General features: G+C 40.1%; 25 protein-coding genes. 19 read left to right on the top strand and 6 right to left on the bottom strand.

Annotation, left to right across the window (positions count from 1 at the left end; translation table 11 throughout):
• Window positions 1-3: 3 nt before the first annotated feature.
• The 7 genes from AB986_RS09185 (at window position 4) to AB986_RS21135 (ending at window position 6062) form a co-directional block, all read left to right on the top strand.
• The gene (locus tag AB986_RS09185; RefSeq protein ID WP_048310533.1) at window positions 4-1008 is read left to right on the top strand and encodes an NAD(P)/FAD-dependent oxidoreductase; all 1005 of its coding nucleotides are present in this window, start codon (window positions 4-6) and stop codon (window positions 1006-1008) included.
• An 18-nt stretch (window positions 1009-1026) separates the two neighbouring features.
• Entirely contained in the window at window positions 1027-1830 is an 804-nt protein-coding gene (locus AB986_RS09180) for an ABC transporter ATP-binding protein (protein WP_236690335.1), read from the top strand.
• Window positions 1831-2179: 349 nt separating this feature from the next.
• Window positions 2180-2620, top strand: a complete 441-nt coding sequence (locus AB986_RS09175; protein WP_048310531.1) for a GNAT family N-acetyltransferase — start codon at window positions 2180-2182, stop codon at window positions 2618-2620.
• A 60-nt stretch (window positions 2621-2680) separates the two neighbouring features.
• A complete protein-coding gene (locus AB986_RS09170; RefSeq protein WP_321212285.1) occupies window positions 2681-3646 on the top strand; it encodes an aldo/keto reductase in 966 nt (321 codons plus the stop codon).
• Window positions 3647-3744: 98 nt separating this feature from the next.
• Window positions 3745-4242 carry a DUF1648 domain-containing protein gene (locus AB986_RS09165; RefSeq protein ID WP_048310529.1) on the top strand — a complete coding sequence of 166 codons (498 nt, stop codon included), beginning with the start codon at window positions 3745-3747 and terminating at the stop codon, window positions 4240-4242.
• Window positions 4243-4443: 201 nt separating this feature from the next.
• On the top strand, window positions 4444-5388 hold the full coding sequence (locus AB986_RS09160) for a ribose-phosphate diphosphokinase (protein WP_048310528.1): 945 nt from the start codon (window positions 4444-4446) through the stop codon (window positions 5386-5388).
• A 110-nt stretch (window positions 5389-5498) separates the two neighbouring features.
• Entirely contained in the window at window positions 5499-6062 is a 564-nt protein-coding gene (locus AB986_RS21135) for a FixH family protein (RefSeq protein ID WP_053216100.1), read from the top strand.
• 138 nt (window positions 6063-6200) lie between these two features.
• On the opposite strand, the gene AB986_RS09150 is transcribed toward AB986_RS21135, so the two are convergent.
• The 3 genes from AB986_RS09150 to AB986_RS09140 all read right to left on the bottom strand — a co-directional run bounded on the left by AB986_RS09150 (window position 6201) and on the right by AB986_RS09140 (window position 10132).
• Window positions 6201-6959: a Cof-type HAD-IIB family hydrolase gene (locus AB986_RS09150; protein ID WP_407921920.1), complete on the bottom strand. Its 759-nt coding sequence runs from the start codon at window positions 6957-6959 to the stop codon at window positions 6201-6203.
• Between the two features lie 186 nt (window positions 6960-7145).
• Window positions 7146-8909, bottom strand: a complete 1764-nt coding sequence (locus tag AB986_RS09145; protein ID WP_053216099.1) for a hypothetical protein — start codon at window positions 8907-8909, stop codon at window positions 7146-7148.
• A gap of 179 nt (window positions 8910-9088) precedes the next feature.
• Window positions 9089-10132, bottom strand: coding sequence for a LacI family DNA-binding transcriptional regulator (locus AB986_RS09140; RefSeq protein ID WP_048310526.1), 1044 nt, complete (start codon window positions 10130-10132; stop codon window positions 9089-9091).
• A 364-nt stretch (window positions 10133-10496) separates the two neighbouring features.
• On the opposite strand from AB986_RS09140, the gene AB986_RS09135 reads away from it, so the two are divergent.
• The 7 genes from AB986_RS09135 (at window position 10497) to blaOXA (ending at window position 18135) form a co-directional block, all read left to right on the top strand.
• Window positions 10497-11561: a BtaManbiosPhlase gene (locus AB986_RS09135; RefSeq protein ID WP_048310525.1), complete on the top strand. Its 1065-nt coding sequence runs from the start codon at window positions 10497-10499 to the stop codon at window positions 11559-11561.
• Between the two features lie 26 nt (window positions 11562-11587).
• Complete coding sequence (locus AB986_RS09130) at window positions 11588-12523, top strand: MTP-1 family protein (RefSeq protein ID WP_084006468.1); 936 nt, start codon at window positions 11588-11590, stop codon at window positions 12521-12523.
• A gap of 15 nt (window positions 12524-12538) precedes the next feature.
• Window positions 12539-13858, top strand: a complete 1320-nt coding sequence (locus AB986_RS09125) for an extracellular solute-binding protein (RefSeq protein WP_048310523.1) — start codon at window positions 12539-12541, stop codon at window positions 13856-13858.
• Window position 13859: 1 nt separating this feature from the next.
• Window positions 13860-14738, top strand: coding sequence for a carbohydrate ABC transporter permease (locus tag AB986_RS09120; RefSeq protein ID WP_048310522.1), 879 nt, complete (start codon window positions 13860-13862; stop codon window positions 14736-14738).
• The gene (locus tag AB986_RS09115; RefSeq protein ID WP_048310521.1) at window positions 14725-15555 is read left to right on the top strand and encodes a carbohydrate ABC transporter permease; all 831 of its coding nucleotides are present in this window, start codon (window positions 14725-14727) and stop codon (window positions 15553-15555) included. Before AB986_RS09120 ends, AB986_RS09115 begins: the two co-directional genes overlap by 14 nt.
• Window positions 15556-15745: 190 nt before the next feature.
• Window positions 15746-17170 (top strand): sodium/glutamate symporter, encoded by a 1425-nt coding sequence (locus AB986_RS09110; protein ID WP_048310520.1) that lies wholly within the window; start codon window positions 15746-15748, stop codon window positions 17168-17170.
• A gap of 155 nt (window positions 17171-17325) precedes the next feature.
• Window positions 17326-18135, top strand: coding sequence for a class D beta-lactamase (blaOXA, locus tag AB986_RS09105; protein ID WP_048310519.1), 810 nt, complete (start codon window positions 17326-17328; stop codon window positions 18133-18135).
• Window positions 18136-18181: 46 nt separating this feature from the next.
• Here the strand turns inward: blaOXA and AB986_RS09100 are convergent, their stop codons facing one another.
• Window positions 18182-18808: a class I SAM-dependent methyltransferase gene (locus AB986_RS09100; RefSeq protein ID WP_048310518.1), complete on the bottom strand. Its 627-nt coding sequence runs from the start codon at window positions 18806-18808 to the stop codon at window positions 18182-18184.
• A 122-nt stretch (window positions 18809-18930) separates the two neighbouring features.
• On the opposite strand from AB986_RS09100, the gene AB986_RS09095 reads away from it, so the two are divergent.
• From AB986_RS09095 to AB986_RS22340, 4 genes are all read left to right on the top strand, one after another.
• Entirely contained in the window at window positions 18931-19824 is an 894-nt protein-coding gene (locus tag AB986_RS09095) for a LysR family transcriptional regulator (protein WP_048310517.1), read from the top strand.
• A gap of 318 nt (window positions 19825-20142) precedes the next feature.
• Window positions 20143-21063, top strand: coding sequence for a zinc-dependent metalloprotease (locus AB986_RS09090; RefSeq protein ID WP_048310516.1), 921 nt, complete (start codon window positions 20143-20145; stop codon window positions 21061-21063).
• 275 nt (window positions 21064-21338) lie between these two features.
• Window positions 21339-21536: an IDEAL domain-containing protein gene (locus AB986_RS09085; RefSeq protein WP_048310515.1), complete on the top strand. Its 198-nt coding sequence runs from the start codon at window positions 21339-21341 to the stop codon at window positions 21534-21536.
• 67 nt (window positions 21537-21603) lie between these two features.
• On the top strand, window positions 21604-21765 hold the full coding sequence (locus AB986_RS22340) for a hypothetical protein (protein WP_161797356.1): 162 nt from the start codon (window positions 21604-21606) through the stop codon (window positions 21763-21765).
• A gap of 97 nt (window positions 21766-21862) precedes the next feature.
• Here the strand turns inward: AB986_RS22340 and AB986_RS09080 are convergent, their stop codons facing one another.
• Together AB986_RS09080 and AB986_RS09075 are read right to left on the bottom strand one after the other, a co-directional pair.
• Window positions 21863-22552 (bottom strand): DUF4352 domain-containing protein, encoded by a 690-nt coding sequence (locus AB986_RS09080; protein WP_053216098.1) that lies wholly within the window; start codon window positions 22550-22552, stop codon window positions 21863-21865.
• Window positions 22553-22642: 90 nt separating this feature from the next.
• Window positions 22643-24079 (bottom strand): alkaline phosphatase, encoded by a 1437-nt coding sequence (locus AB986_RS09075; RefSeq protein WP_048310514.1) that lies wholly within the window; start codon window positions 24077-24079, stop codon window positions 22643-22645.
• A 196-nt stretch (window positions 24080-24275) separates the two neighbouring features.
• Here AB986_RS09075 and AB986_RS22705 point away from each other — a divergent pair, with 196 nt between their 5' ends.
• Window positions 24276-24467 (top strand): hypothetical protein, encoded by a 192-nt coding sequence (locus AB986_RS22705; RefSeq protein WP_048310513.1) that lies wholly within the window; start codon window positions 24276-24278, stop codon window positions 24465-24467.
• Window positions 24468-24471 lie beyond the last annotated feature (4 nt).

The raw sequence follows: 24471 nt of genomic DNA, 5'->3' as shown, positions 1-24471 counted from the left end.
GATATGGAGAAGAACGAAATGTATGACGTGACGATTATCGGAGGAGGTCCTATCGGTTTATTTACCGCATTTTATAGTGGTATGCGGGAACTGAAGACGAAAGTCATTGAATACCTTCCGCAAGTTGGTGGAAAAGTGACCTACTTCTATCCAGAGAAAGTTCTAAGAGATATTGGGGCGCTTCCTGCTATCTCTGGGAGCGACTTAATTAAGCAACTTAAAGAACAGGCTAGTACGTTTAGTCCCGAAATGGTGTTCGGTGAACGAGTAGACGATCTTGAGCGAGCCGAGGACGGAACGTATGTCTTAACGAGTCACAATGGACAACGCCATTTTACAAAAACGGTGATTCTAGCAATAGGTCACGGCACCCTTGGTGTGAAGAAGTTGCCTATAGTTGGTGCTAATCATTTTGAAGGGAAGAATCTCCACTATGCAGTTGATCGAGTGGAGAACTTCAGAGGCAAGCACGTTCTTATTTCTGGAGGAGGCGATTCAGCGATTGATTGGGCGAATCGTCTCGAACCGATTGCAGAAAAAGTGACGATTGTTCACAGACGCGAAGCGTTTAGTGGACATGAGAGTAGTATCACAGAGATGAACAATTCAGAAACACATGTTAAATGTTCATGCTATGTATCGGACCTGATTGGTAAAGATCATATAGAGAAAGTCGTTTTGACTCATGTAGATACCGGAGAAAAAGAAGAAGTTGAAATAGATGCGCTACTTGTGAACCATGGCTTTGACCTTGATTTAGGCGGAATTCAGAATTGGGGTATGACAACGAGCGATGGAAAGGTTGTGACCGATGCGAAAATGGAAACGAGTATTCCTGGCATTTTTGCAGCCGGAGATATCGTGACCTATCCACATCGATTAACGCTAATTGCCGGAGGTCTTGCGGAAGGACCAAAAGCACTTAATAGTGCAAAAGCCTTTCTCGATCCTGATGCAGAAGCTATGGCGATGTATTCGACGCATCATAAAGAATTTGTAGAAGCATAAGCGAAAGGAATGAGCGCGGTGATTCAAACAGAGGACCTTAGGATTGGATATCAAGAGAATATCATTGTTGATCAGTTAAATCTGACGATACCAGAAGGAGAAATAACCGCTCTTGTTGGAGCAAATGGATCAGGAAAATCAACGATTCTTAAAACGCTCTCCAGATTAATGAAGCCTAAAAGCGGAACGGTGTACCTTGATGGACGTGCCATTCATGAGCAGAAAACACGCGATCTAGCAAAGGAGTTAGCTATTCTACCTCAGAATCCTACGGCTCCAGAAGGGCTAACAGTGCTTGAGCTTGTCACATACGGTCGCTTTCCACATCAGAAAGGATTAAAGGCCTTAACGATAGAAGATAAAGAGAAGATTGCCTGGGCAATTGAGAAAACTGGAATTGGAGAGTTTGCCAACCGTCCGATTGATCAACTTTCTGGTGGTCAACGTCAGCGCGCATGGATTGCGATGGCGCTTGCGCAGGATACGAAAATTCTTTTTCTAGATGAGCCGACAACTTTTCTAGATATGGCGCATCAGCTTGAAGTGCTCGAGCTCCTCCAAAGGCTAAACCTTCAGGAGAAACGAACGATTGTAATGGTGGTTCATGATCTAAATCATGCTAGTCGATATGCTGATCATATGGTGGCGATCAAAAAAGGGAAAGTGAAGAAAAAGGGAACTCCATTGGAAGTAATGAAATCAGACGTTCTTGAAGACGTTTTTGGCGTACGAAGTGATATCATTTATGATCCGCGCTCAGGTCAGCCCCTATGCTTGCCATATGGATTATGTAATGAATTAGATTATGCTGTGACAACTTGACTGGTCTGTTCCACTAGATGGAACAGACTTTTCTTTTTTGGACTCTTTTCTAATAGATTGTTGCCTTTGCATCAATAATTGAATAAAAAACAACATTTAGCTGATTGGAGCGGAAGGATGCTCGACTCCTGCGGGACTAGCGGGACAGGTGAGACCCCGCAGGAGCGTTAGCGACGAGAAGGCTCACTGCCCGCCCCGCGGAAAGCGAGCATCCTGGAGCGGAAATCACCGCACTAATATAACAACAATCTCTACGAAAGGAGCATTTTTTTAGAGGATCATTTTCGTAACTAGCGAATGAATAGATAGAATGTAGCGAGTTTAAATGAAGAGGAGAGGTGGCGTACATATGATTAAAGAAATGATTTCCGGAGAAGAGTTGGCTGAGGCTTTTCAGGTTATGAAAGAACTCAGAACGCATCTAGACACGAACGAATTCCTAGCGCTCGTTGAAGAAGCTCGTGAAAAAGATATGTACCGCATCTATGCTCTTTACGAAGAGGAACGAATCGTAGCTGTAACGGGTTTTAAACCAATGATTACGCTCTACAATGGAAGATCTGTTTGGGTGTGCGATCTTGTCACAAGTCACGAGCATCGTTCGAAGGGATACGGTAAGAAACTTCTTTCTTTCATAGAAGAGTGGGCTAAAGAACGAGGGTATGAATCAGTAGGACTTTCTTCTGGGCTTCAACGAAAAGATGCGCATCGTTTTTACGAAGAGAAGATGTCATATAAACGGGTTAGTTATTCCTTTAAAAAAGAGCTAAAGCGCAGTGTTGATAAATAGAAGGTAGCCTTTCTCAAGTGCTATACTTGATCCAAGACAAACTAAAGGATGTGCACGACTGTGAGAAAACTTGGTCAAACGGACTATAAGATATCACCTATTGGACTTGGAACGTGGCAATTTAGTCAAGGAAGTGGACTAATTGGAAGCTATTTCTCTACAATATCCGAAAAAGACATGGACGCTATCGTGAAAATGAGCCTTGATGGTGGCATTAATTGGTTTGATACAGCCGAAGCCTATGGCAAAGGGAAGTCAGAAGAAGCCCTTGCTGGCGCATTGAATCGCCTTGATATCCCTGAGGACAAGGCGCTAATCGCAACCAAATGGTGGCCACTCCTAAGGACGGCTTCTTCTATTACAGGAACGATTGAAACTAGAAAAAAGGCATTAAAAGGTAGACGTATTGACCTTCATCAAATACATCAGCCTTTCTCTTTTTCTTCTCCTGAGAAAGAAATGAAAGAGATGGCGTCCCTTTTCAATCAGGGAGAAATTGGTGCAATTGGTGTTAGTAATTTCAACCGAAATAAAATGGATCGTGCCATTCAAGAACTAAACAAACACGGTGCAAGTCTTGCTTCGAACCAGATGAAATATAGCTTGTTGGATCGTCGCATAGAAACGAACGGCGTAATGGATCTTGCGAAGCAACATAGCGTTACCATTATTGCGTACTCTCCACTTGAGCAAGGCATTCTAACAGGGAAGTTTCACCAAAACCCTGACCTTATTGCGAATCTTTCTGGACCAAGAAAGCACATGTCTCAATTCAAGCCTCAAGGATTAGCCAAAACGTTGCCGTTAATCAATTTACTTAAGGAAATTGGTGCTTCGTATGGAGTTGGCGCAGGCCAGGTTGCCCTAAACTGGCTCATTCATTTTCACGGAGATACAGTCGTTGCGATTCCAGGTGCATCGAAGTTAAAACATGCAGAGGACAATGTGAAAGTTCTCGGATTTGAGTTAACACAAGAAGAATTGAAGAGAATTGATGAAGCATCACGCAAAGTAGCGAAGATGTGAGGAGAAACCGTACCTGATCAGGTGCGGTTTTTTCTATTTAGGCATGAAACATTTCGACATAGTGGACGTATATATACTATCTAAAGGGAGTGAGAGGTATGGCGAATAGGCCTAAGGTAATAATTGAAAAGACCATATTTCAGAAGATTTTTGATGTAGCTAGTCTTCTTTTTCTACTAGCTAGTTTTGGGTATGTCTTGGTATATTGGTCTATACTACCTGAACAAGTACCGATCCATTTCAATGCAGTGGGCGATCCTAATAATTGGGGTCCTAGTAGTATGCTTATTGTTCTCCCTTTTATCGGTACGGTACTGTGGATTGGATTGTCCATTTTGGAGCGCTATCCACATGTGTATAATTATATTGTGAAAATCACAGAAGCAAATGCTGCGTTTCAGTATCGGAGTGCAGTTGCACTGATCCATTTCTTGAAGAATACAATTGCCATTCTGTTTGCCTTTCTTACAAGAGAATGCTTCTTAATTGGTAGTGGAGAGCAGGAAGCTCTATCAACTGGTTTAATGCCACTGTTCTTAATTCTACTTTTTGGAGCTGTAGTATTGTATATCATTCAATCCATTCGGTGGAAATAAGTGAACCAGTTAATCGATTGAATAACTAAAGCGCATACAAGCATAGGTATTGTGTTTTTTGTAATGATTTAGTTGAAATTCAGGTGAAAATCAGCAAGAATTGACCGTTTGTGTATGGTATAGTGGAGAGGAAGTTGAAACTAAATACATACGTATGATAATCATACGCAATCGATAAACGAACGATAAAGGAGCTACGCTATGCTACGCCATGAAGAAGATGTGAAAGTGTTCGCTTTGAACTCAAATCCAGAGTTGGCTCAAGAAATTGTTGAGGCACTTGGAATTAAAGCTGGGAATTGTTCCGTTAAGCGCTTCAGTGACGGGGAAATTCACATGAATGTTGAGGAAAGCATCCGTGGTTGCGATACCTATCTTGTTCAGTCTATTGCTGGATCAGGAAACGACTACCTCATGGAACTCTTAATCATGATTGATGCGTTGAAACGAGCATCTGCTAAAACCGTTAATGTTGTATTACCTTACTACGGTTATGCAAGACAAGATAGAAAAACAGGGCCGAGACAACCAATTACTGCTAAGCTTATTGCTAATATGCTTGAGCGTGCTGGTGCAACTCGCGTTCTAACGGTTGATTTACATGCGAATCAAATTGAAGGCTTTTTCAATATTCCAGTTGATCAAGTATCAGGAATCCCAATTCTTGCAGAATACTTTGAGAACAAGAATCTTGATGACATTATTGTTGTTGCACCTGACAACAGTAGTGCATTACGTGCTCGTAAGCTCGGTTCCCTTCTCGATGTACCAATTGCACTCATTGACCGACGCTCATACGATACAGGTGAACCATCCACTGTTAATGTCATAGGCGACGTCGAAGGCAAAACTGCCATTATTATTGATGACATGATCGACACAGGGCGAAACGTAGCGTTTACTTCTCGAATTCTTGAGGAGCATGGTGTGAAAGAAGTGTACGCAACATTCACACATGCTGTTCTTTCTGGGAATGCAACAGAAGAAATCGCTGAATCAAACATTAAGGAAGTTGTTGTTACAAATACAATTGCTTTACCAGAGTCAGATGATATGGATAAAATTACAGTGTTATCTATGGCACCATTGCTCGCTAAAGCTATTCAGGTTGTACAAGAGAAGCTTTCAATTAGTACTATTCGATAAGCTTGTCTGAAGAGCTCCCTACTAGGGGGCTTTTTTCGTGAGATAACTGATCCATTTATTTATTTTCTTCGTTAGCTAAGTAGAGATAGAGAACGGAGGAGAGGAATACAATGAGAAATGTTTCAATGATGATTGGATTGGTTTTTCTATTAGCCCTAGCTGCTTGTTCAGGAGCAGCAGAGAATTCATCAAGTAATAATCAAATGACGAATGAGGCAAGTAATGAACAGGTGAGCGATAGTAAGAACTCGACTGAGGCAGGTGATGCGATGGAAAGTTCTGATGAAGAAGGCGAGAAAGAAGACAAAATGTCTGAGCCTGCATTAGAAATCGCTATTACAGAAGAAAGCTCAGATGAAGAGGGGGATCACGGCGATCACCACGCAGCAGACCTAGACATTATGTTAGATGCTGATGAGATGGATTCAACGCTTCTTACGACTTCAGTGAAAGAAGAGATGCAAGCTCTTACAGAAGCTAATGTACGTTTTGAATACTGGAAAGAAGGAGAAGATCAGCATACTTACACGGACGCGGAAGAGAACGATGAAGGTATGTATGATGGAAAAGTAGAGATCTCTGAACCAGGAACGTATATGCTTAAAGTTCACGTAGAGAAGGATGAAGATCTTCATACTCATCAGGCATTTGTCTTGGATGTGAAAGAAAAATAACAGAGAAGACTTGAGTTGGGGGCAACGATCGGTATAGAAAGAGCTCACTAACAAGAAAAAAGGCGGCGCAGTGGATAATTTCATGGCGCCGCCTTTCGACAATTATTGAGCTTATTCGGGTGGTGACAGGCACTATCTCTACTTTTTCAATACCCTGTCAATTGCGTGTGCTACGCCGTGTTCAGTATAGTCCTTTGTAATCCAGTCCGCTGCTTCTTTCACGCGATCTTGTGCGTTACCCATCGCAACCCCGAAGCCAGCTTCGCGAATCATCGCGATATCGTTCATGCTATCGCCGACAGCCATGACGTTGTCCATTGAAAGATCAAGCCACTTACAAACCTTCATTAGCGCAGCTGCTTTGTTGACGCCAGCCGGATTAATTTCTAGATTCGTTGGACTAGAATTCGTTACCTCTAGCGCCTCGTTTGCCATTACTTCATCTGTAATAACTTTGCGGATGGCATCATCTTGAATATCAAAACCAAACTTCAACCAGCTATAGTCATCAATTTCTTTCTCGAACGGTTTCTTCGTATTGAAAACACCTTCTGTTGTAGACGACCAGAAATACACATCGTGCTTCATTTTCAGTTCCCAAAGTCGTTTTACAAGGTCATTCGTAAGGTGCGTACTATCTACAAGATTTAACTCCTTGTCAAACACCTGTCCACCATTCACGGTAACTAAATAAGCGGAATGCCCAAGTTGTTCTGCAATGTCACGGCAGAACGGCAGGGAACGACCTGTACTTAAAACAACATGGATCCCTTGATCCTTCGCACGCTTCACTGCATCTTCATTTTCTTTCGAAACATCTCCATCATGATTGACGAGTGTTCCGTCCATATCTAAAGCAATTAGTTTAATATCTTTATCCATCTCTACCACTCCTATTTTTCGCTCCCTCTATTCTAATACAAAGTGAAGGAAATCTGTAGTCGTAGAGTTTTATTAATGCTGGATCATTTAGGAAAAGAAGGTAAGGACCAGTGTAATACCTAGAAAAAAACCTTTATATTGAAGTTGACTTCGATTCCTAGTCAAATCCAACATAAAGGATCTTAAATTCGCATATTGACTTTAGTATTTGCTCATTTCAATTGTTCCCGCTTGAAAATTTCGTTCCAAGATAATGGACTTGTTCTTTTTAACTGAGAATACAGCGGACTCTTTGACAGGTTGTAAAACGATGTTATCAATCACTGCGGTTTCTCCGTTTGCCTTTAGCGTTAACGTATGTTTTCCTTCTTCAAGATGGGAAGTTTCTCCAACCTTAATGAGGGTAAGGTAACTATCATCAGTGGAATTTGAGACGAGAATGCGCCCAACATTCTCTCCATCAAGGTGTACGTTAAGAAAGTTTTCGTGTTTTAGAGAATGTTTCTTTTCAATTGCTGCATATACAAGGTATTTACCCTTTTCGAGACTAATTTCTTTCTTGATTGCTTCTTCGTCCTCTAATAATACAAGATCACCACTATAAAGGGCATCACCAGTCCATGGACTTTCAGGTTTAATAATCTCAGGAGACCCGTTTGCAGCTGTAAAGGTTTCTGCTTCAATAATTGACTTCGTAAATCGAGTGAGAGTACGAGCATTTAGGTATTTATTAGCTTTATTATTACTTGTTATAGCTTGCATCGCAAACAAAGCTTCAATAGTAGATTCGGCACCAGAGTTATAATTCACTTTCCCAGTGTCTCCATTAATGCCGTCGTAACCTCTACCTGTTTCAGGATCGTACATGGCAAAATTAGCATCGTTATTCCCGGTAAACCAGGAAGCTGCAAGGCCTGCATAACGAGCGTATTTCGTTTCGTTTGTTGCCTTATACGTTTCCATGAAACCTTGAACAATCATATTAACTCCGTAAGCAATTTGTTCATCTTTTGTTGGTGTAGGAGCCATTTCTTTAATCATACCTGTGACAAGGAGATGTGTGAAAAGATTGTCGGCTTCATCCTTTGCAGATTGAACCCATTCTGGCTTATTTAATACCTTACCAGCTTTCGCAAGTGCAAAGGATTGACTACTTCCCCATGCGTGCCATAGGGTAGGAGAACCATCCCAGCCTAGATGCGCGCTAAATGGGTATGTATCAAAATCACCATATTGATAGTGAGATAACCCAGTCCCTAGTTTAAGCATAGAGTCTTTTACACTTTCTTTTGGTTTAATCGAATAATATTCAGATAAACCGAGTAAAGCATTAGACATAGCATCAAAGCCAGTAATCCATCTAGGCACTTGTACACCATGGACCCAATCGTATTCTCCATAAGTATCGTTTATCTCATTTTGGAGTGCCTCGTTTCCCAATAAGAAGTGATCTTCTAATTGCAGTGCATAGTCGGAGTCTACCTTTTCAAATACTTTGTATCCATAACCAAGAGCCCACATGCCTCTTGCTGCCCACCAGTCAAACGATTTTTTACTTGTAGGACCATCTGTGTTTATTGATAAATCTTCATATATAAAGTTATAAAATTCACCATCTTCAGCTTGCATGTACATGACAAAATTAAGTAATTTCCTTGCTTTCTCTAGGGATGCTTGGTTTTTATTGTTTTCATAGTCAGTTAAATACACAATTGCTGCACGCGCAACATCATCTACAGCGGCAATTCCTTCACCTGAAGCATCTACCCAGTCATAATCAGGATATTCTGAATAAATGTGTGTAATCAGCATTTCTGTTCCATCAATAGTAACCTCTTCGTTCAACGAATCAAGATGAGATAGATTGATAATCGATTCTTTTCCATTTGCTTGTTTAGCAAGTGTTGGAGCACCGTAACTGATCAAAAGTACAAACGTTACTAATAAACTAATTACCTGTTTCATTTAATCATTCCCTTCATTATTTTGAATACGCTTTCAATTTTAACATTACAGTATAGAGTTAAAAAGAATTACTTACATTACAAAAAAGTATATTGATATATTTACACAAAAAAACCATGCCGCTTTTGAGTGAGACATGGTTTTCTTTATTAACAAAGTTATTCTATTCGTCATAATAATCACTTAGGTGATTCGCTCTTACGCTTGATTTCTGGCGCTATGTTCGTTGACTCACCTTCTACAAGCTTAGCGGGCAATAGTGTTTCCTGAAATGGCTCATTACAGTTTTCTGCTCTCCAAAATAATTTTTCGACAGCTTTTCTTCCAAACAATTTCAAATCGATATCCATTGATGTAATTCTTGGCGATGAAAGTTTTGACAGCTGGCCGTTATCAAAGCTACAGATAGAGGCTTCTGTAGGAACGTTTACCCCATATAACTTTAATCCCGAGTTCACTAAATACCCAAGACCATCATTCACACAAAACCATGCAGTAGGTTGGACGGGAACTTGTCTAATAAAGTTGTTAATTACTTCATCTTCTTCGAGTGCATTTGTAAAAAGATATTCTTCTTTTGGTTCTACTCCGTAATCTTTCAATGCTAGCAAGTAACCTTCAAGGCGTTCTTGGTAACTTGGGGAAAAGTTTATATTTCCTACATATGCGATATTCTTATGGCCCAATTCTAATAGATGTTGAACAGCAGTATAAGCACCGAATCTATTATTCGTTAGAATAGAATCTGCTTGAATAGCTGGATGATGGTGGTCAATTAAAACAGTCGGAATACCTGTGGCAAGGACTTTATTAATGTAGTCATTGTTTAAGTGAGAGAGGATCAGAATGCCCTCAACCGAATGGTCTTCTATAAAAGAAGGTAAAGTTAGATTCTCATTAGCATGCTTGTTAACAGATTGAAGCAATAAACTTTTATTTCGTTTTTGAACTTCTTCTTCTACAGAAAGAAATATTTCTCCAAAGAAACTCTTCATAGAAAAAGCGAAATCTGATGCAATTAAGGCTATATTCCCTGTTTTTGTATCAGGTTGTCTCGAATGGGTTTTAGGTGTATAGCTATAACCTAACTCATCTGCAACTTTATAAACTTCTTTCCTTGTATGTTCACTAACGCCAGGTTTACCAGTTAGCGCTTGAGAGACCGAGTTCTTAGTAATGTTTAAGCGATCAGCTATGTCTTGCATAGTGACTCTTTTGCCCATAAACAGTTCAACCTTTCATGTGTATATTCCAATTAGTAATTAAGTAACGTTACATATAAATATACGTTAATCCTTAGTATTTAGCAATATTTATAAGGGTTCTTACGGTTAATAGTAATTAATAATCAGTGTTGACATTACAAAATGCGAATGTATAATTAGTTGTAACGTTAATTACAAATTCTGATTATAATGAATTTTACAAGATTACTAAGATCAGTTTTTTGCAAAACCTCGATTCAAATACGTCGAGGATTATTTATTTTCAATTATGTAAAGGTTTTCATTTTGGTTGGTAAGCTAGAGTAGCAAGGAATGGTAAGGAACTAATCAAAAATAATGACTCGGGGGAGACAACAAACAAATGAATGTAAAACGTTTTGAAGAAAATCCACTCATTACACCAGAAGATGTGAAACCATTTCACGATAACCATGAGGTCATAGGGGTGTTTAATGCTGGTGTAGCAGAGTATGACGGTGAAACACTATTACTCCTTAGGGTTGCTGAAAGACCGATAAGTGAGGATCCAAAGAGGGTGAAAGCCCCTGTAATTGAATTCACAAACGGAGAGGGTAAACTGCGATTGGTAGAGTTACATATAGAAGATTCTCAGTATGACTTCTCAGATCCTAGATCAGTACTTTACAGTTCAGACAATCGTGCAGCTTATCTGACATCCCTATCTTATATCCGTATCGCTCGAAGCAAAAATGGTCGTCAATTCACAATTGATGATGAACCATTCATCTATCCGGAAACTGAAAGGGAAGCATGGGGTGTTGAAGATCCGAGAGTGACGCAGATTCAAGATACTTACTATATACAATATAGTGCTGTTTCGCCTGAGGGCATAGGCGTGGGACTCATTTCAACCAAGGACTTTTCAACCTATGAACGTCATGGATTAATGCTCCATCCTGAGAACAAAGATGTTTCCATTTTTCCTGAGAAAATCAACGGTAAGTATTATACCCTTCATCGCCCAGTACCAAAAGGGATTGGTCAACCTGAAATATGGCTCGCAGAATCTGACAATCTCTTATATTGGGGCAATCACCAATATCTTTTGGGGTTGAGTCAAGATGGATGGGACAACGGACGGATTGGTGGTGGAGCCATTCCTTTTAGAACGGATAAAGGATGGCTAGAAATTTATCATGCAGCAGATAAAAACAATCGCTATTGTTTAGGAGCTGTTCTCTTAGATAGTGATAATCCTGCTAAAGTTTTAGCAAAGACGGAAGAGCCAATTCTATCACCAGAAGCTAAATATGAAGTGGATGGATTTTTTGGGAACGTAGTCTTTACTTGTGGAGTAACTGTACAGGGGGATAATGTAAGAATCTATTATGGCGCATCAGATACTTCAATGGCTGCCGCAGATCTTAGTCTTAAGGAAATTCTCTCAAATCTAACTTACGTATAACTTGTTCGAGAAAGGAGGGATTCACCGTGTTTACTGTTCAATCACTACTAGATGATTATCAAAAAAGAACGACATTAGAAGGAGCAGAGAAATTAATCTTTACTGGCATCGGTGACAGAGATGTTTATAATATTACGGCTCCTTTTGAAAATGAAGGTGAATGGATCATTGCAGGACGTGTGGAAGCAAGGGATACAGAGCATTCAGAAGTTGTGTTTTTTGTAGAAAAGAACAATGTCTGGACTCCAAAAGAAGACTTGAGAACATACCAGCTACAAGATCCATTTCTCTGCTTTATCCATGGACAACTGGTGTTTGGCGGAGTAGAAATTTTTCCACATCCAGAAAATCATAACGCTCTCTCATGGAGGACTGTCTTTTACAAAGGGGATAACCTGAGTAAGATGGAACGGTTTACTACAGGTCCTGATGGGATGAAGGATATTCGGTTAATTGAATTAACTAATGGAACGATCGGGGTGTTTACGCGTCCTCAGGGTGAAAAAGGCGGGCGTGGAAAAATTGGTTTCACAGCTATTGATAACCTAGACGAACTACAAAGTGAAACGATAGCAAATGCTTCACTAATCCAAGAACATTTTGTCGAGGATGAGTGGGGAGGAGCAAACGAAGTTCACCTCCTTGCCAATGGAGAAATCGGGATACTTGGTCATATTGCCCGTTTTGATCACGAAGGCAGTCGTCACTACTATCCAATTACATGTCATTATGATCCTACATTAAATAGGATCACTAACATGGAGATTATTGCAACGCGTGACGATTTTCCGGAAGGCCCCGCTAAAAGGACTGATTTACAGGACGTCCTCTTCAGCGGAGGGTTAATTCGTAAAGAGAATGGTCAAGCAGTCCTTTATGTAGGCGTTAGTGATGCTGAAGCCCATAGAGTGACACTTACTGATCCTTTTGCAAAATATGAAAAAGATAGCATGATCAATTAAAAGGGGGAAAAGGAAATGAAGAAGTTCTCGATGCGTTTTATTATGCTGATGGTAATTGTTTCTATTGTTGCTTCAGGGTGTCAATCAAGTAATAGTGGTGGAGGTAGTGGAACTGAAGATGGAATTGTAACCATCAATTTCTGGGCTGCTACAAACCCTTCACAACAAGCTTTCTGGACTGATATGGCTGACAAGTATATGAAAGAAAACGATGAAGTGAAAATTGAAGTGTCACCAATGCCTGAGAGTCCTTCTTCAGAAGCAGGAATTCAGTCAGCCATTGCAGCTGGAAATGCTCCTACAATTTCAGAAAATATTTCACGTGGGTTTGCAGCTCAATTAGCGGCGAGTAGCGCAATTGTCCCATTAAGTGAGTTCGAAGGATACGAAGATTTAATCAAAAGTCGCGAAATGACAGAGACGGTCTCAACCTGGAAGTTCTCTGATGATAATCAATATGTTTTGCCGATCTACTCCAATGCGATGTTATTTGGATGGAGAATCGATATTTTGAACGAACTAGGGTTTGATGCACCACCAGAGACTTATAGTGAAGTACTTGAAGTTGGTAAGAAGATGAAAGAACAAGATCCTGAGAAATTCTTGTGGGCAAGAGCAGACTTAGTAAAACCAACATGGTGGGCAAGGTGGTTTGATTTCTTCATGGTGTATAATGCTGCATCTGAAGGAAACAAATTTGTAGAAGGTAGTGAATTTACGGCAGGCGATAAGGCTGGAATTGAAACGCTGGAATTCTTTAAGAACCTTAACGAAAATGAATTGTTGCTAACTCGAGATGCGACGGACCCATTTGAAACGGGACAGGCTATCATGAGGGATATTGGTCCGTGGACATTTCCTTATTGGGCAGACAAATTTCCAGAAATGAAAATGGGTGAAAACTTCGAGCTTTCAATGCCACCAGTACCGGACGATGTTGATCCTGCAAATTCAAAAACGTTCGCTGATTCAAAAGGGCTCTCCATCTATGCTTCTGCATCTAAAGAACAACAACAGGCTGCATTTGATTTTATTACATGGGTTTATAGTGATGCGGAAAACGATATGAAATGGTTTGAAGAAACGAATCTGCCTCCTGCACGTGATGATTTATCAACAAACGATACTTTTAAAGCGTACTTTGATAAGAACCCACAGTTAGTTATTTATGCAGAAAACATTCCGAATGCTGTACCTCCAATCGACAATGAGAAAACAGTTGAAGTTCAAGAGTTGATTGGTAAAGAAGCTTTGATCCCTGTACTAAATGGAGAGAAAGAACCTAAAGCTGCATGGAACGATATGAAAGAGGCTATTAATGGAGAGTTGAAGTAGTATGAATAAAAGTAATGCAAGGTTAGGCTGGCTTTTTGCCAGCCCCTACCTTATCTATTCACTGATCTTCTTCCTGTTTCCTTTATTGTGGGCGACATATCTAGCATTCACTAACTGGAATTTAATTGCTCCTGATTACGAGTTTGTCGGAATCCAAAACTTTATACAGGCATTCTTTACAGACACGGTTAGAGCTGCTTTCTTTGTAACGTATAAATTCCTTGCGATGTTTGTTCCAATTGTTGTAGCAGGAGCTCTTTTTCTTGCAGTTCTTATTCATTCACTTCCTAAATTTAAAGGGTTGTTTTCCGTTGCCTTCTTTCTTCCGTATCTTGCATCAGGAGTAGCGTCGGCAATTGTTGTCAACGGGATTCTTTCTTATAACAGTCCATTTAATATCTGGTTAAGAGGAACGTTCGGGCTTGATATTGACTGGTTAGGATCTGCCATTCTTGCACCGCTAATTATTGCACTAATGATGGCATGGAAATTTGCAGGTTATTATGCCCTTCTATTTGTAGCTGGTCTTGAGAGTATTCCGAAAGAGATCTATGAAGCTTCTGCAATCGACGGAGCAGTAGGCTGGAAGCGATTCTGGCATATAACGCTTCCAATGTTATATCCTTCATTTTATACAGTTACAATACTTGCAGTAGGCTTAATGTTCGGGATCTTCACTGAGCCCTATGTCCTGACCGGCGGTGGTCCAGATCTTGCGACACATACATGGCAACTTGAAATTTATAGTCAGGCATTCGAGCGGTTGAATGCAGGATTTGGTACAGCGATTGCTGTCATTAACTCAGTTGTAACGTTTGGATCAATCTTAGTGTTTCGAAAGATTCTAGAGAAATGGGGTGCCAAACATGGTTGGGAATAAACCACTGAAAACAACATTGCTCTATATCTTAGCTTTTAGTGTTCTGATTGTCATGGTATCTCCCTATCTCTTTATGGTACTTGGATCACTTTCTCCTTGGGATGAAGTAGATCGTAGAATTATACCTACTGAGCTCACGTTAAGGTCTTATGAATGGTTGTTTTTTGGAGGGGAGGGTGTTCTTGCAAGACCCTGGCTTCGAGCCCTTTTTAACAGTCTTTTCGTAACGCTATCCTCAACGGTTCTAATGATGGCAACCGCAATTCTTGTTGGTTACTCACTTGCAAAATTGAAATTTAGAGGAAACCGACTAATTAATAACGTGATCTTGTTCCAAATGTTCTATCCAGCCGTTATTCTTTTAATTCCTCTTTTTCTAATCATTCGTTACCTTGGTTTGTACGACACGTACTGGGCAATGATTCTACCAAAAGCTGTAAACTTATGGGCGATCTTCATGTACACGAATTTCTTCCGTAGCTTACCGGATGAACTGCTGGAAGCAGCGAAAATGGACGGAGCAAGCCAACTGAAAATTGTTTGGAAAGTTGTCTTGCCAATGTCCAAATCGATCACTACGATCATCTTCTTATTCCTCTTCATGGAGCGATGGGTGGAGTTACTATGGGATATGCTCGTAGTGAATAGTGAGAACATGTTAACGCTTAACGTTTTATTGGCTCAAATGTTCGGCCCGTATGGAGGATATCCTGGACCGATGTATGCTGCATCTGTATTGCTGACAATGCCAATTCTTGTGTTATTTATCATTTTCAGTAAGAACTTTAAAAATGGAATGCAGTTTGTATTGAAATGAGATTTAAGAAGGGGGGTCAGACAAGTGTCTGACCCCCTTCTAGTTTCCAATAAATTATCTGAATTTCTCTAAATAAGTTTTACCACAATTCATTCGTGGAACGTTCAGTATGGACTGTTCATATCACCCCGTTTGGTGAGGCAGTTGCCTCAATATGAGGAAAACATATGATCCAAAGAGGTGAGAGTAAATGAATCCGGAACAGATAGGGTTCGCGTTATTGTATTTAGGAGTGTTTCTACTTATAGGTAAGATCATTCGATTGAAAGTAAAGGTTCTACAAAATTTATTTCTGCCATCATCTATTATTGGCGGTTTCGTCGCATTGTTAGTAGGACCACAGGTACTAGGTAAAATCATGACGCAATTTGTGGGTGAAGATCATTTTCTAGCAAGTGGAATCATGACAGGCACAATCATTGAAGTGTGGTCAGCATTACCAGGTTTAATGATTAACGTCGTATTTGCTTCATTATTCTTAGGAGCAACGATGCCGAAGCTTCGCGATATATGGGAGTTCGGTGGCCCTCAGCTCTCCTTAGGTTGGGCAATTGGCTGGGGCCAATACGTGATTGGCTTACTTGTTGCAATCTTTATTCTGACGCCATTCTTTGATATTCCTGCAATGGCAGGGGCGCTGATCGAAGTCGCGTTTGAAGGGGGACATGGTACTGCTGCAGGTATGGCTAGCACATTCGAAGAGCTTGGTTTCGAAGAAGCTTTTGACCTAGCTATTGGTCTCGCAACGGTAGGTGTTCTTTCTGGTGTCGTATTTGGTATTATCCTAATCAACTGGGGTGTTCGTAGAGGGAAAACGAAGATCATTAAAGATGTTAATGGCTTTTCCGAGCTTCGTAAGCAAGGGATTATGGAATACCAGAATCGAGAACCGGCTGGTAAAATGACAACACGTCCTGAATCGATTGAGCCACTTTCGTTTCATCTAGCGATTGTTATGCTTGCGATCTTAATCGGTTGGTTAATCCTTCAAGGACTTATCGGACTTGAAGCCATCACGATCACAAATTGGACAGGATCAAGCTTCATGAAATACATTCCGCTATTCCCTATCGCTATGTTTGGCGGTATTATACTACAAGTATTCTTTAGCAAAAAGGATAAATACAACCTGGTTGATCGTAGAATGATTAACCGTATTCAAGGACTTGCGCTTGATGTTTTAATCATTACGGCGATTGCGACTGTGTCACTAGATGTAATCGGTGAATACCTCGTTCCATTCTTAATTCTTGCGGTTGCAGGAATATCATGGAACTTGTTTGGCTTTCTCACGCTCGCTCCGAAAATCATTCCAGACTACTGGTTTGAGCGAGGAATTGGTGATTTTGGTCAATCAATGGGTGTAACGGCTACAGGATTGCTACTGATGCGTATTGTAGATCCTAACAACGAATCACCAGCATTTGAAGCGTTCGGCTATAAGCAGCTTGTTTATGAACCATTCTTAGGTGGTGGATTAGTCACAGCACTTTCTGTGCCGTTCATCGTACAATTTGGGGCTGTCCCTAGTTTAATCTTCGCTATAATTATGGTGATTATCGGTATATTGTCTGGTCTGTTTTACTTTGGTAAAGGGAAGCACATGAAATCATAGGTACGGAAAACGAGTATACCATCGATGGTATACTCGTTTTTTTATATGGAAAAGGTTATTTTCTACTAGTCGGAAAGAGGACTATATTAGGATTTCAAGTCACCTGAGGAAGGATAGACTTAAGGTATTAAATTAAAGCAAAAAGGGGTGACTTTATGAAGAGCTTTCTGCTCCTTATTGGAATCTGCTTGACCATTTCAAGTTCATCACTCATAGCCAGTCATGCAAGTGCAACATCCTCTCCTTCAATGGAAAAAGATCACCATAAGGTGGATGTCTCATCCTACTTCAGAGATCATGAAGGAACGTTTATTTTACGCGATCTGAAGAAAGGTAAAACCTACATCTATAACGAAGAACAAGCAAACAAGAGACAGACTCCAGAATCGACATTCAAAGTGGTCAATGCTTTAATTGGTCTTCAACTAGGAGCCGTTCGTGACGAGTATGACGTCAAGCGATGGGATGGTGTTGAGAGGGCATTCGACATTTGGAATCAAGATCATACGCTAGGCTCTGGAATGCGCTACTCAGTCATCTGGTACTATCAGGATATGGCGCGTGATATTGGAGCCACCCATATGGATGAGTGGCTAAAGAAACTATCATATGGGAATAAAGATAGCAGCGGTGGAATTGATAACTTCTGGCTAGATAGCTCGCTCGAAATCAGTCCCTTGGAACAGGTGGATTTCATCGAGAAATTAGTGAAGGAGGAGCTTCCATTTGATCAAACGATTATGAAAACCGTAAAACGAATGATGATTCAAGAGGAGACAAACGGATATACACTCTTTGGAAAAACAGGTACCCGCTTATCGGATAGTGGTCTTGGGTGGTTCGTTGGGTATATTGAAACAGGTGATCGTTCGTATGTGTTTGCGACAAAGGTAGACGGTTCAGGGACGGAAGCCAAAACGATCACAATGGACATATTGAAAGAATATGGGTTTATGACAGAGTAAACCTGATTGAGAAACAGGGGTCCTTGATGGATCCCTGTTTCTTCATTTATAGCTTTTTTCCTGAAACCGAAACGGTTTGATACTGTCGAGATAGAGGCCCTGTTACCAATTTAACTTCTTGAAAGTTAGCCTCCTCCATCAATGGAATTAGTTTGTAGTGAATCATTGTATTTATACCTTCCCACATTTCTCCTTTTTTTCCGTTGCAAAGTGTAATCACAACTGATCCATCTGGTGTTAGCACTCTATGAATCTCTGCAACAGCTAGGGCTAAGTCATCCCAGAAATAAATGGAATGAATGCTAACTACTTTAGAGAACTTGTTATCTTTAAAAGGTAAGTTGTGCACATTACCAAAGACTACTTGAGCCCGCTCATTATTGATCTCTTTCTTATTACGTATCGTAGCTGATTGAATGAGCGTTTTTGAGAGATCTAATCCTATAACTTTATCAACGTTAAGTGTGCTTAAAAGAAGCTTCATAGCGTATCCTGCACCGCATCCGATTTCCAGTACGTTTTCATCTTTCTGAAGATGTAATTGTTTAATCGTCCAAACCGTTTCAATACGATGCTGTCTTACCATCTTCTCTCCAATAAACGACCCTAGCCATCCCTTAGGATTTCCGTATTGCCCATCAATGATGCTTCTTGCCCTCGTTATAAGTCTCATCCTGAACCTTCTTTCATCGATAAATATTAAGCGCTAGTAGAAGTGTAATGAGATCCCAATAATTAAACAATATAATAAAGGATATAGTTACTATTAGTTATTTTAATAGATGAGGTGTTTATGTGGAGATTAATCAACTGAAAGCATTTGACTATGTTGTTCGATTGGGATCATTCAGTAAAGCCGCAAGATATCTAGACGTTTCACAGCCTACAGTAAGTTTACGAGTCAAAGAGCTTGAAAAAAGCATAGGGGGTTCATTATTTGAACGAGTCGGGAAAAGGATGGAGCTTACAGAACTTGGCGAGGGATTTCTTCCATACGCTCGCCAAGCTTTAGATGTTCTTGTCATAGGAGCAGAGAGGGCTCAATCCATTAAAAAAGGGACGAGGGGGCAAATCACAATAGGTACTTTACCAACTTTTACAACAGGTTTGTTCTCATCTACACTATCCAGGATGTACGATTCATATCCAGAGATTGACCTTTTCATACATACTGGACATAATCAACAGATCATCGAGATGTTGTATGACGGATTTATTAAAATGGGTCTAATTACGTACCCTTTTTTCAATAGTGATTTAAAACTGCTTCACTTGATTAAGGAACGTCTATTATTAGTGGCTCATAAGGATCATCCGATTAGCAAGGTAGAGGAAAGAAGCTACACTGTAAAAGAAGTTTTTGAAAACAGTAAGCCTTATATTCTAACGGATTGGAGTGAAGGAAGTAAGCATTGGCAGAAAACGCATCTTTCCTATGGAATGGAAACGGTTGAACTACCACCAGCAACTGCATTAGATTTTGTTCGAAGAGGAAAGGGTGTTGCTCTCTTAACCCAATCACTAGTTCAAGATTTAATAGATAGCGGAACAATAGTGAAATTAGAGCCTTCTCATTTTCAGGAGATCAATCGATCGGTGGCGCTGGTTAGTCTAGAGTGTGAAACTTCATTACCGCCTTCAGCGAAACGTTTTCTGGAAATGATCCGTACATCTGCTCTTATGGAGTGAGAAACGCTAGATTAAAGGTTTATTAGGCGTTCAAGGTATTTACAATACAGAGATCCGTGACTAAAGTCCTGAATTAACCGACTATGACCGTATTTGTCATGGAATGTGTACATAGACCTTAATCCCTAGATCTAATGATTTAACTTAGCAAAAGAAGCGATTGTAAAAAAAAAAGTCCCTTTATTCAGGATTTATTAAGAAATAAAGTCCTTTTTCCCTAGACATAATTCGACTAATTTCTACCTTTTGGCCCCCGTAATTCTAGTATTCCTATGCTAGATTAAGAGATGTGCTAAAAACAACTTAGGGGGAAAAGGAATGAAAATTAAAGGGTTTGCATCATTAACTCTTGCAGTGTCACTTTTAATCGCTCCAGGATTAAGTGAAGCAAGTGGAACAACTACTTTAGATTCACAGGGGAATCAGGTTACAATTGACGGAATTCCAAAAGCAAAAACAGAGAGCAAAGAAAAGTTTGATAAGCCTGCTAAAGTGGAGCGTTCAACAGTAGTAGACGTATTGGATGAAAAAGGTAAGAAGCTTAGCGAAAAGAAAATAAATAAGAATGAAGTTAAGGCAGAAAAGAAAGCCGATAAAGCAGAGAAGAAAGCAGCAAAAGAAGATAAAAAGAACGGTAAAGCAACAGAAGGCGAACTTTGCATCCTATTCTGCGGTGGGGGAACAGACCCGGATCCAGATGATGGTGGCGGTTCAACTGACACCGCTAAAGTCGTAACAGTCTTGATCGCTGCTGATGAAGAATATCGTGCAGCGCATAGTGATTGGCAAACTTTGACTCAAAACATTGTTGAGAATGCAGATAACGCGTTCACTCGCGACCATAACATTGATTTCGAAATCAAAGCTCTTGGTCAGTGGAGCTCTCAAGGTGCAAACGCTTCTGAAATTCTTCAAGACATGGATCGCGATTGGAATGGCAACGGGTATGACTTTGTTGTAGGTTTCACGAAAGATCCTAACTTCAACTCAGGTGGTATTGCTTATGTATATCCTAGCTCACCTAATGGAAGTGCAGTTTCAGTTAACCTTGATCAAGGTGCAACAAACACTTGGCACGCTGCTCAACACGAATTCTCTCACAACTACGGTCTTGGGCATGATGCACAAGGTAGTGGCATTAAGTGCATTATGAACTACGACTATTCTTATAGCGTAGACTATTGGGATCAAGATCATGATAATGAGATCGAAGCTCACAAAAGCTGGTATGGTAATTAATAGTTGAAATGAATGTAGAAGGGTATCTCCGAAGGTTTCGGTGATACCCTTTTTTATATAACCAAAAAACATCTTGTGAAATATGTGTAAGGTAATAAAATGGCTTTTAAAAAGCCAAATAACTGGCTCAAATCTAGTAAAATAGTACAAAATTCGACCTTATTTATTAGAATCTTCTAAACTATTGTTTAAACTTTCTAAAAATCGGATAGAATAGAACTAACAGCATAGCAAACGTAGCAACGTTTCTATCAATTTGAATGGAGGAGTGCGAGATGGAGAATCGAAAAGTGTACCAGAATCAGATTTCGGAAAAGAGACAGGAAATGGTTGAACAGCTTATCGAACACATCAATGCTTCCACTATAGAACAAAGACAAGATCAACTTAAAAAAGAAATTGACGCATCCCTTGACCAACGTAACCGAGAGTTATTTATGGAACTAACTGACCGTCTTAACTCAATTCGATAAATAATAGGCATATATTCAAGACCGCTTGCTTATAATCTAGTAATCAAACACTCAGGAGGAGAAGTTGATGCTAGATTTAGCAGCGGTTTTTCATTTGGCGTTGGATTGGATGGTTGAGAATAAAGGCTATAGACTTCAGTCGGCTTTTTTATTCGGTTGTCTCAGTCTATCATTTGTTACCTATTTCTTCTGGTATGTAACAAAAGGGTTCAAGACTGCTTCTGAATGAGTTGCTATCATAGTGGATATCCGCGATATTCGAGATATATCCGCGGAAACTGAATTATATCCGCGAACTTAACAAAAAGACCCCCAAATGGGAGTCTTTAAAATGGAATAGTAATTGACTTGGCTTCTGTTAATGATTCTTTGTTCTCATCGAACACATCGCTTGTGTTTACTATTATTGATTTTAGCTTCTCAACGTCGGTCTCGTTAAGAACAAAGCCAAGCTGGCCGGCTTTCTCTTCACCTGGTCCTAAATTTCCGTATAAGTTCTCAAGATAAAAATCATCTTCAAATCCTTTTTTCTCACTACCTGTTTCAAGAAGAGAAACTGGGGCGAAGTTAACTGTTTGATCTGAAGTGTTTTTCACGTTAACGCGTAACTTCACATAATTAAACTGAGTTTCGTTATCTGAATAGCCGTGGAAGAAATCAACCAAATCGGGAGAAGGGGCGTAATCCATCACCTTCACATCTGAAATGGTTAACTCGACATCTCCAATTGAAATGGTTTCATCATATTTTGAGATCGCTTTTAACGTAATCATTCCGTCTTGGTCTTCTACTGTTTTACCAACTTCGGTTAGTGAGCTATCATCTGGAGCTTGTGGACTATCCATGATGCTTTTATCGGATTCGTTTATTGATGAATCTTTGTTCTGATTATCATTAGCTTCTGCGGTATTTGTTGAAGGCTCGTTTTGAGAAACTTTGCTTTGCCCTTCATTGTTTGCTGCGCAGCCGCCAAGCAAAAGAGAAGCCGATAAGAGAGTAACTACTACATATTTCAATGAAATGACCTCCATCATTGTGAAGAGAAATTCCCGCTGCCTTTCTAAAGCAGCGGGAGTATTTTTTATTTTGTGCTATTTACACGAGTCTTAGTCTTGATCCTCATCTTCATCTTCATCGTCGTGATCCTCGTGATCATCGTCGCCATGATCTTGCTCTTGCTTTGCATTCACTAGATCCATGATCATCTGACCAGTTTCAGTATTATCGTGAAGTCCGATAAAGTCTTCGGATTCTGGACCGTAAGCATAAACACTTACGTCAACGCCTGTGTGTCCACCTGTTGTCCAGCCAGTTCCAGAGCGTATGTCAAAGATTTTCTCAATTGCGTTGTCGATTTCAACTGTCTTCTTCGTCTTTGCTGCTTCTTTTACAGATGCAATTTCATCAGAAGTTAGTTCTAGGTCAATGTGTTTGTTTAAAGTTTCTTCTACATCAGCACCTTTAGCGATCTCGGCTGCCATGAAGTCAGGTGTCTTTTTCGCTGCTTTTAGTGGAGCTGGGTTCCATTGGTACTCACCGTCACGTCCCATAGCGAATCCGCCTGTAGAATGGTCTGCTGTCGCAACAACAAGTGTATTCTTGTCTTTCTTCGCAAATTCAATTGCTTTCTGGTAAGCCTTCTCGAAGTCTTCCATTTCACTCATCGCTGCAACCGCATCGTTATCATGACCTGCCCAGTCGATCTGGCTACCTTCAACCATTAGGAAGAAGCCATCATCGTCTTTTTTCAGGCGCTCAAGTGCAGCTTCTGTCATATCAGCAAGGGATGGCGTTTCATCAGTACGGTCAATCGCTTTGTCCAACCCTTTTGGCGCGAAAAGACCTAGAATTTGTTCGTTCTTATCTTTAGCTAGCTCTTCTTTCGAAGTTACGTAGCTATATCCGTCTTTTTGGAATTCTTCTGTTAGGTTACGATCCGAACGCTCGAAGTAAGAGGTACCTCCGCCAAGAAGAACATCTACTTTATGTTCGCCATCAATCAAATCATCATAGTAATCATCTGCAATATCATTGTAGTTATTACGAGATTCATCATGTGCACCAAATGATGCTGGAGTTGCATGGTTAATTTGAGATGTGGAAACAAGTCCAGTTGCTTTCTCGTTTTCCTTCGCTTCTTCAAGAACTGTTTTTACTTCTTTTTTGTCTATATCAACAGAAATAGCACCATTGTATGTTTTTACGCCTGCTGCCATTGCTGTTCCAGCTGCTGCAGAGTCTGTTACGGTTTCTTCATGATCCCATGAATATGTTTGTTGAGCACCAACTAGATGCTGATCAAAAGCTGTTTCTTCCATATACGGTGTAGATTTATCATCTTGATAAGAACGATAAGCTGTCGTATAAGCTGGTCCCATACCATCACCAATCAAGAAAATAACGTTCTCGATTTTGTTGTTATCTTTTTTTTCTTTATCAGATTTAGCTTCAATACCAGGGGCATTTCCAGCAAATCCTGCAACCGCTAGTGACGATATCACTGCGAAAGGAATCAGTTTTTTCTTAGCTTTTTTAACAAACATATATAAATCCTCCCGAATCGTTTTTGTTAAACTTACAAAACTCAGTGTAACGCGTAATCATTAATGCAATATTAATAGATTGTAACAGTAGTTTTAAAAAAAACGTGACGATGGTATTAGTCGTAACATAGCGAAGAATGGCGAATAATGGTACTTTTGTGCGATTCTATATGGGGTCATGAGAGGAAATACCTAGATGGATATGAATGAAACCTTGTATACGCTGGATTTATTAGAAGAACTACTAAATATGTGCACTAAAAAAAGAGTGGGTCTTAATACGTACTTTAGTCCTGTTTTTGAAGAGAGATTCTATGAAGCTCTTAATTATTATGCGAAACAGGGAATTATTGATAGAATTGTCATAATAGTAGAAATTGTATTCTAGGGAG

This window comes from Guptibacillus hwajinpoensis, assembly GCF_001039475.1.
Taxonomy (GTDB): Bacteria; Bacillota; Bacilli; order Bacillales; family Guptibacillaceae; genus Guptibacillus; species Guptibacillus hwajinpoensis.
Note: the sequence above shows the minus strand (reverse complement) of the source record. Positions and strands in the feature narration are given on the sequence as shown.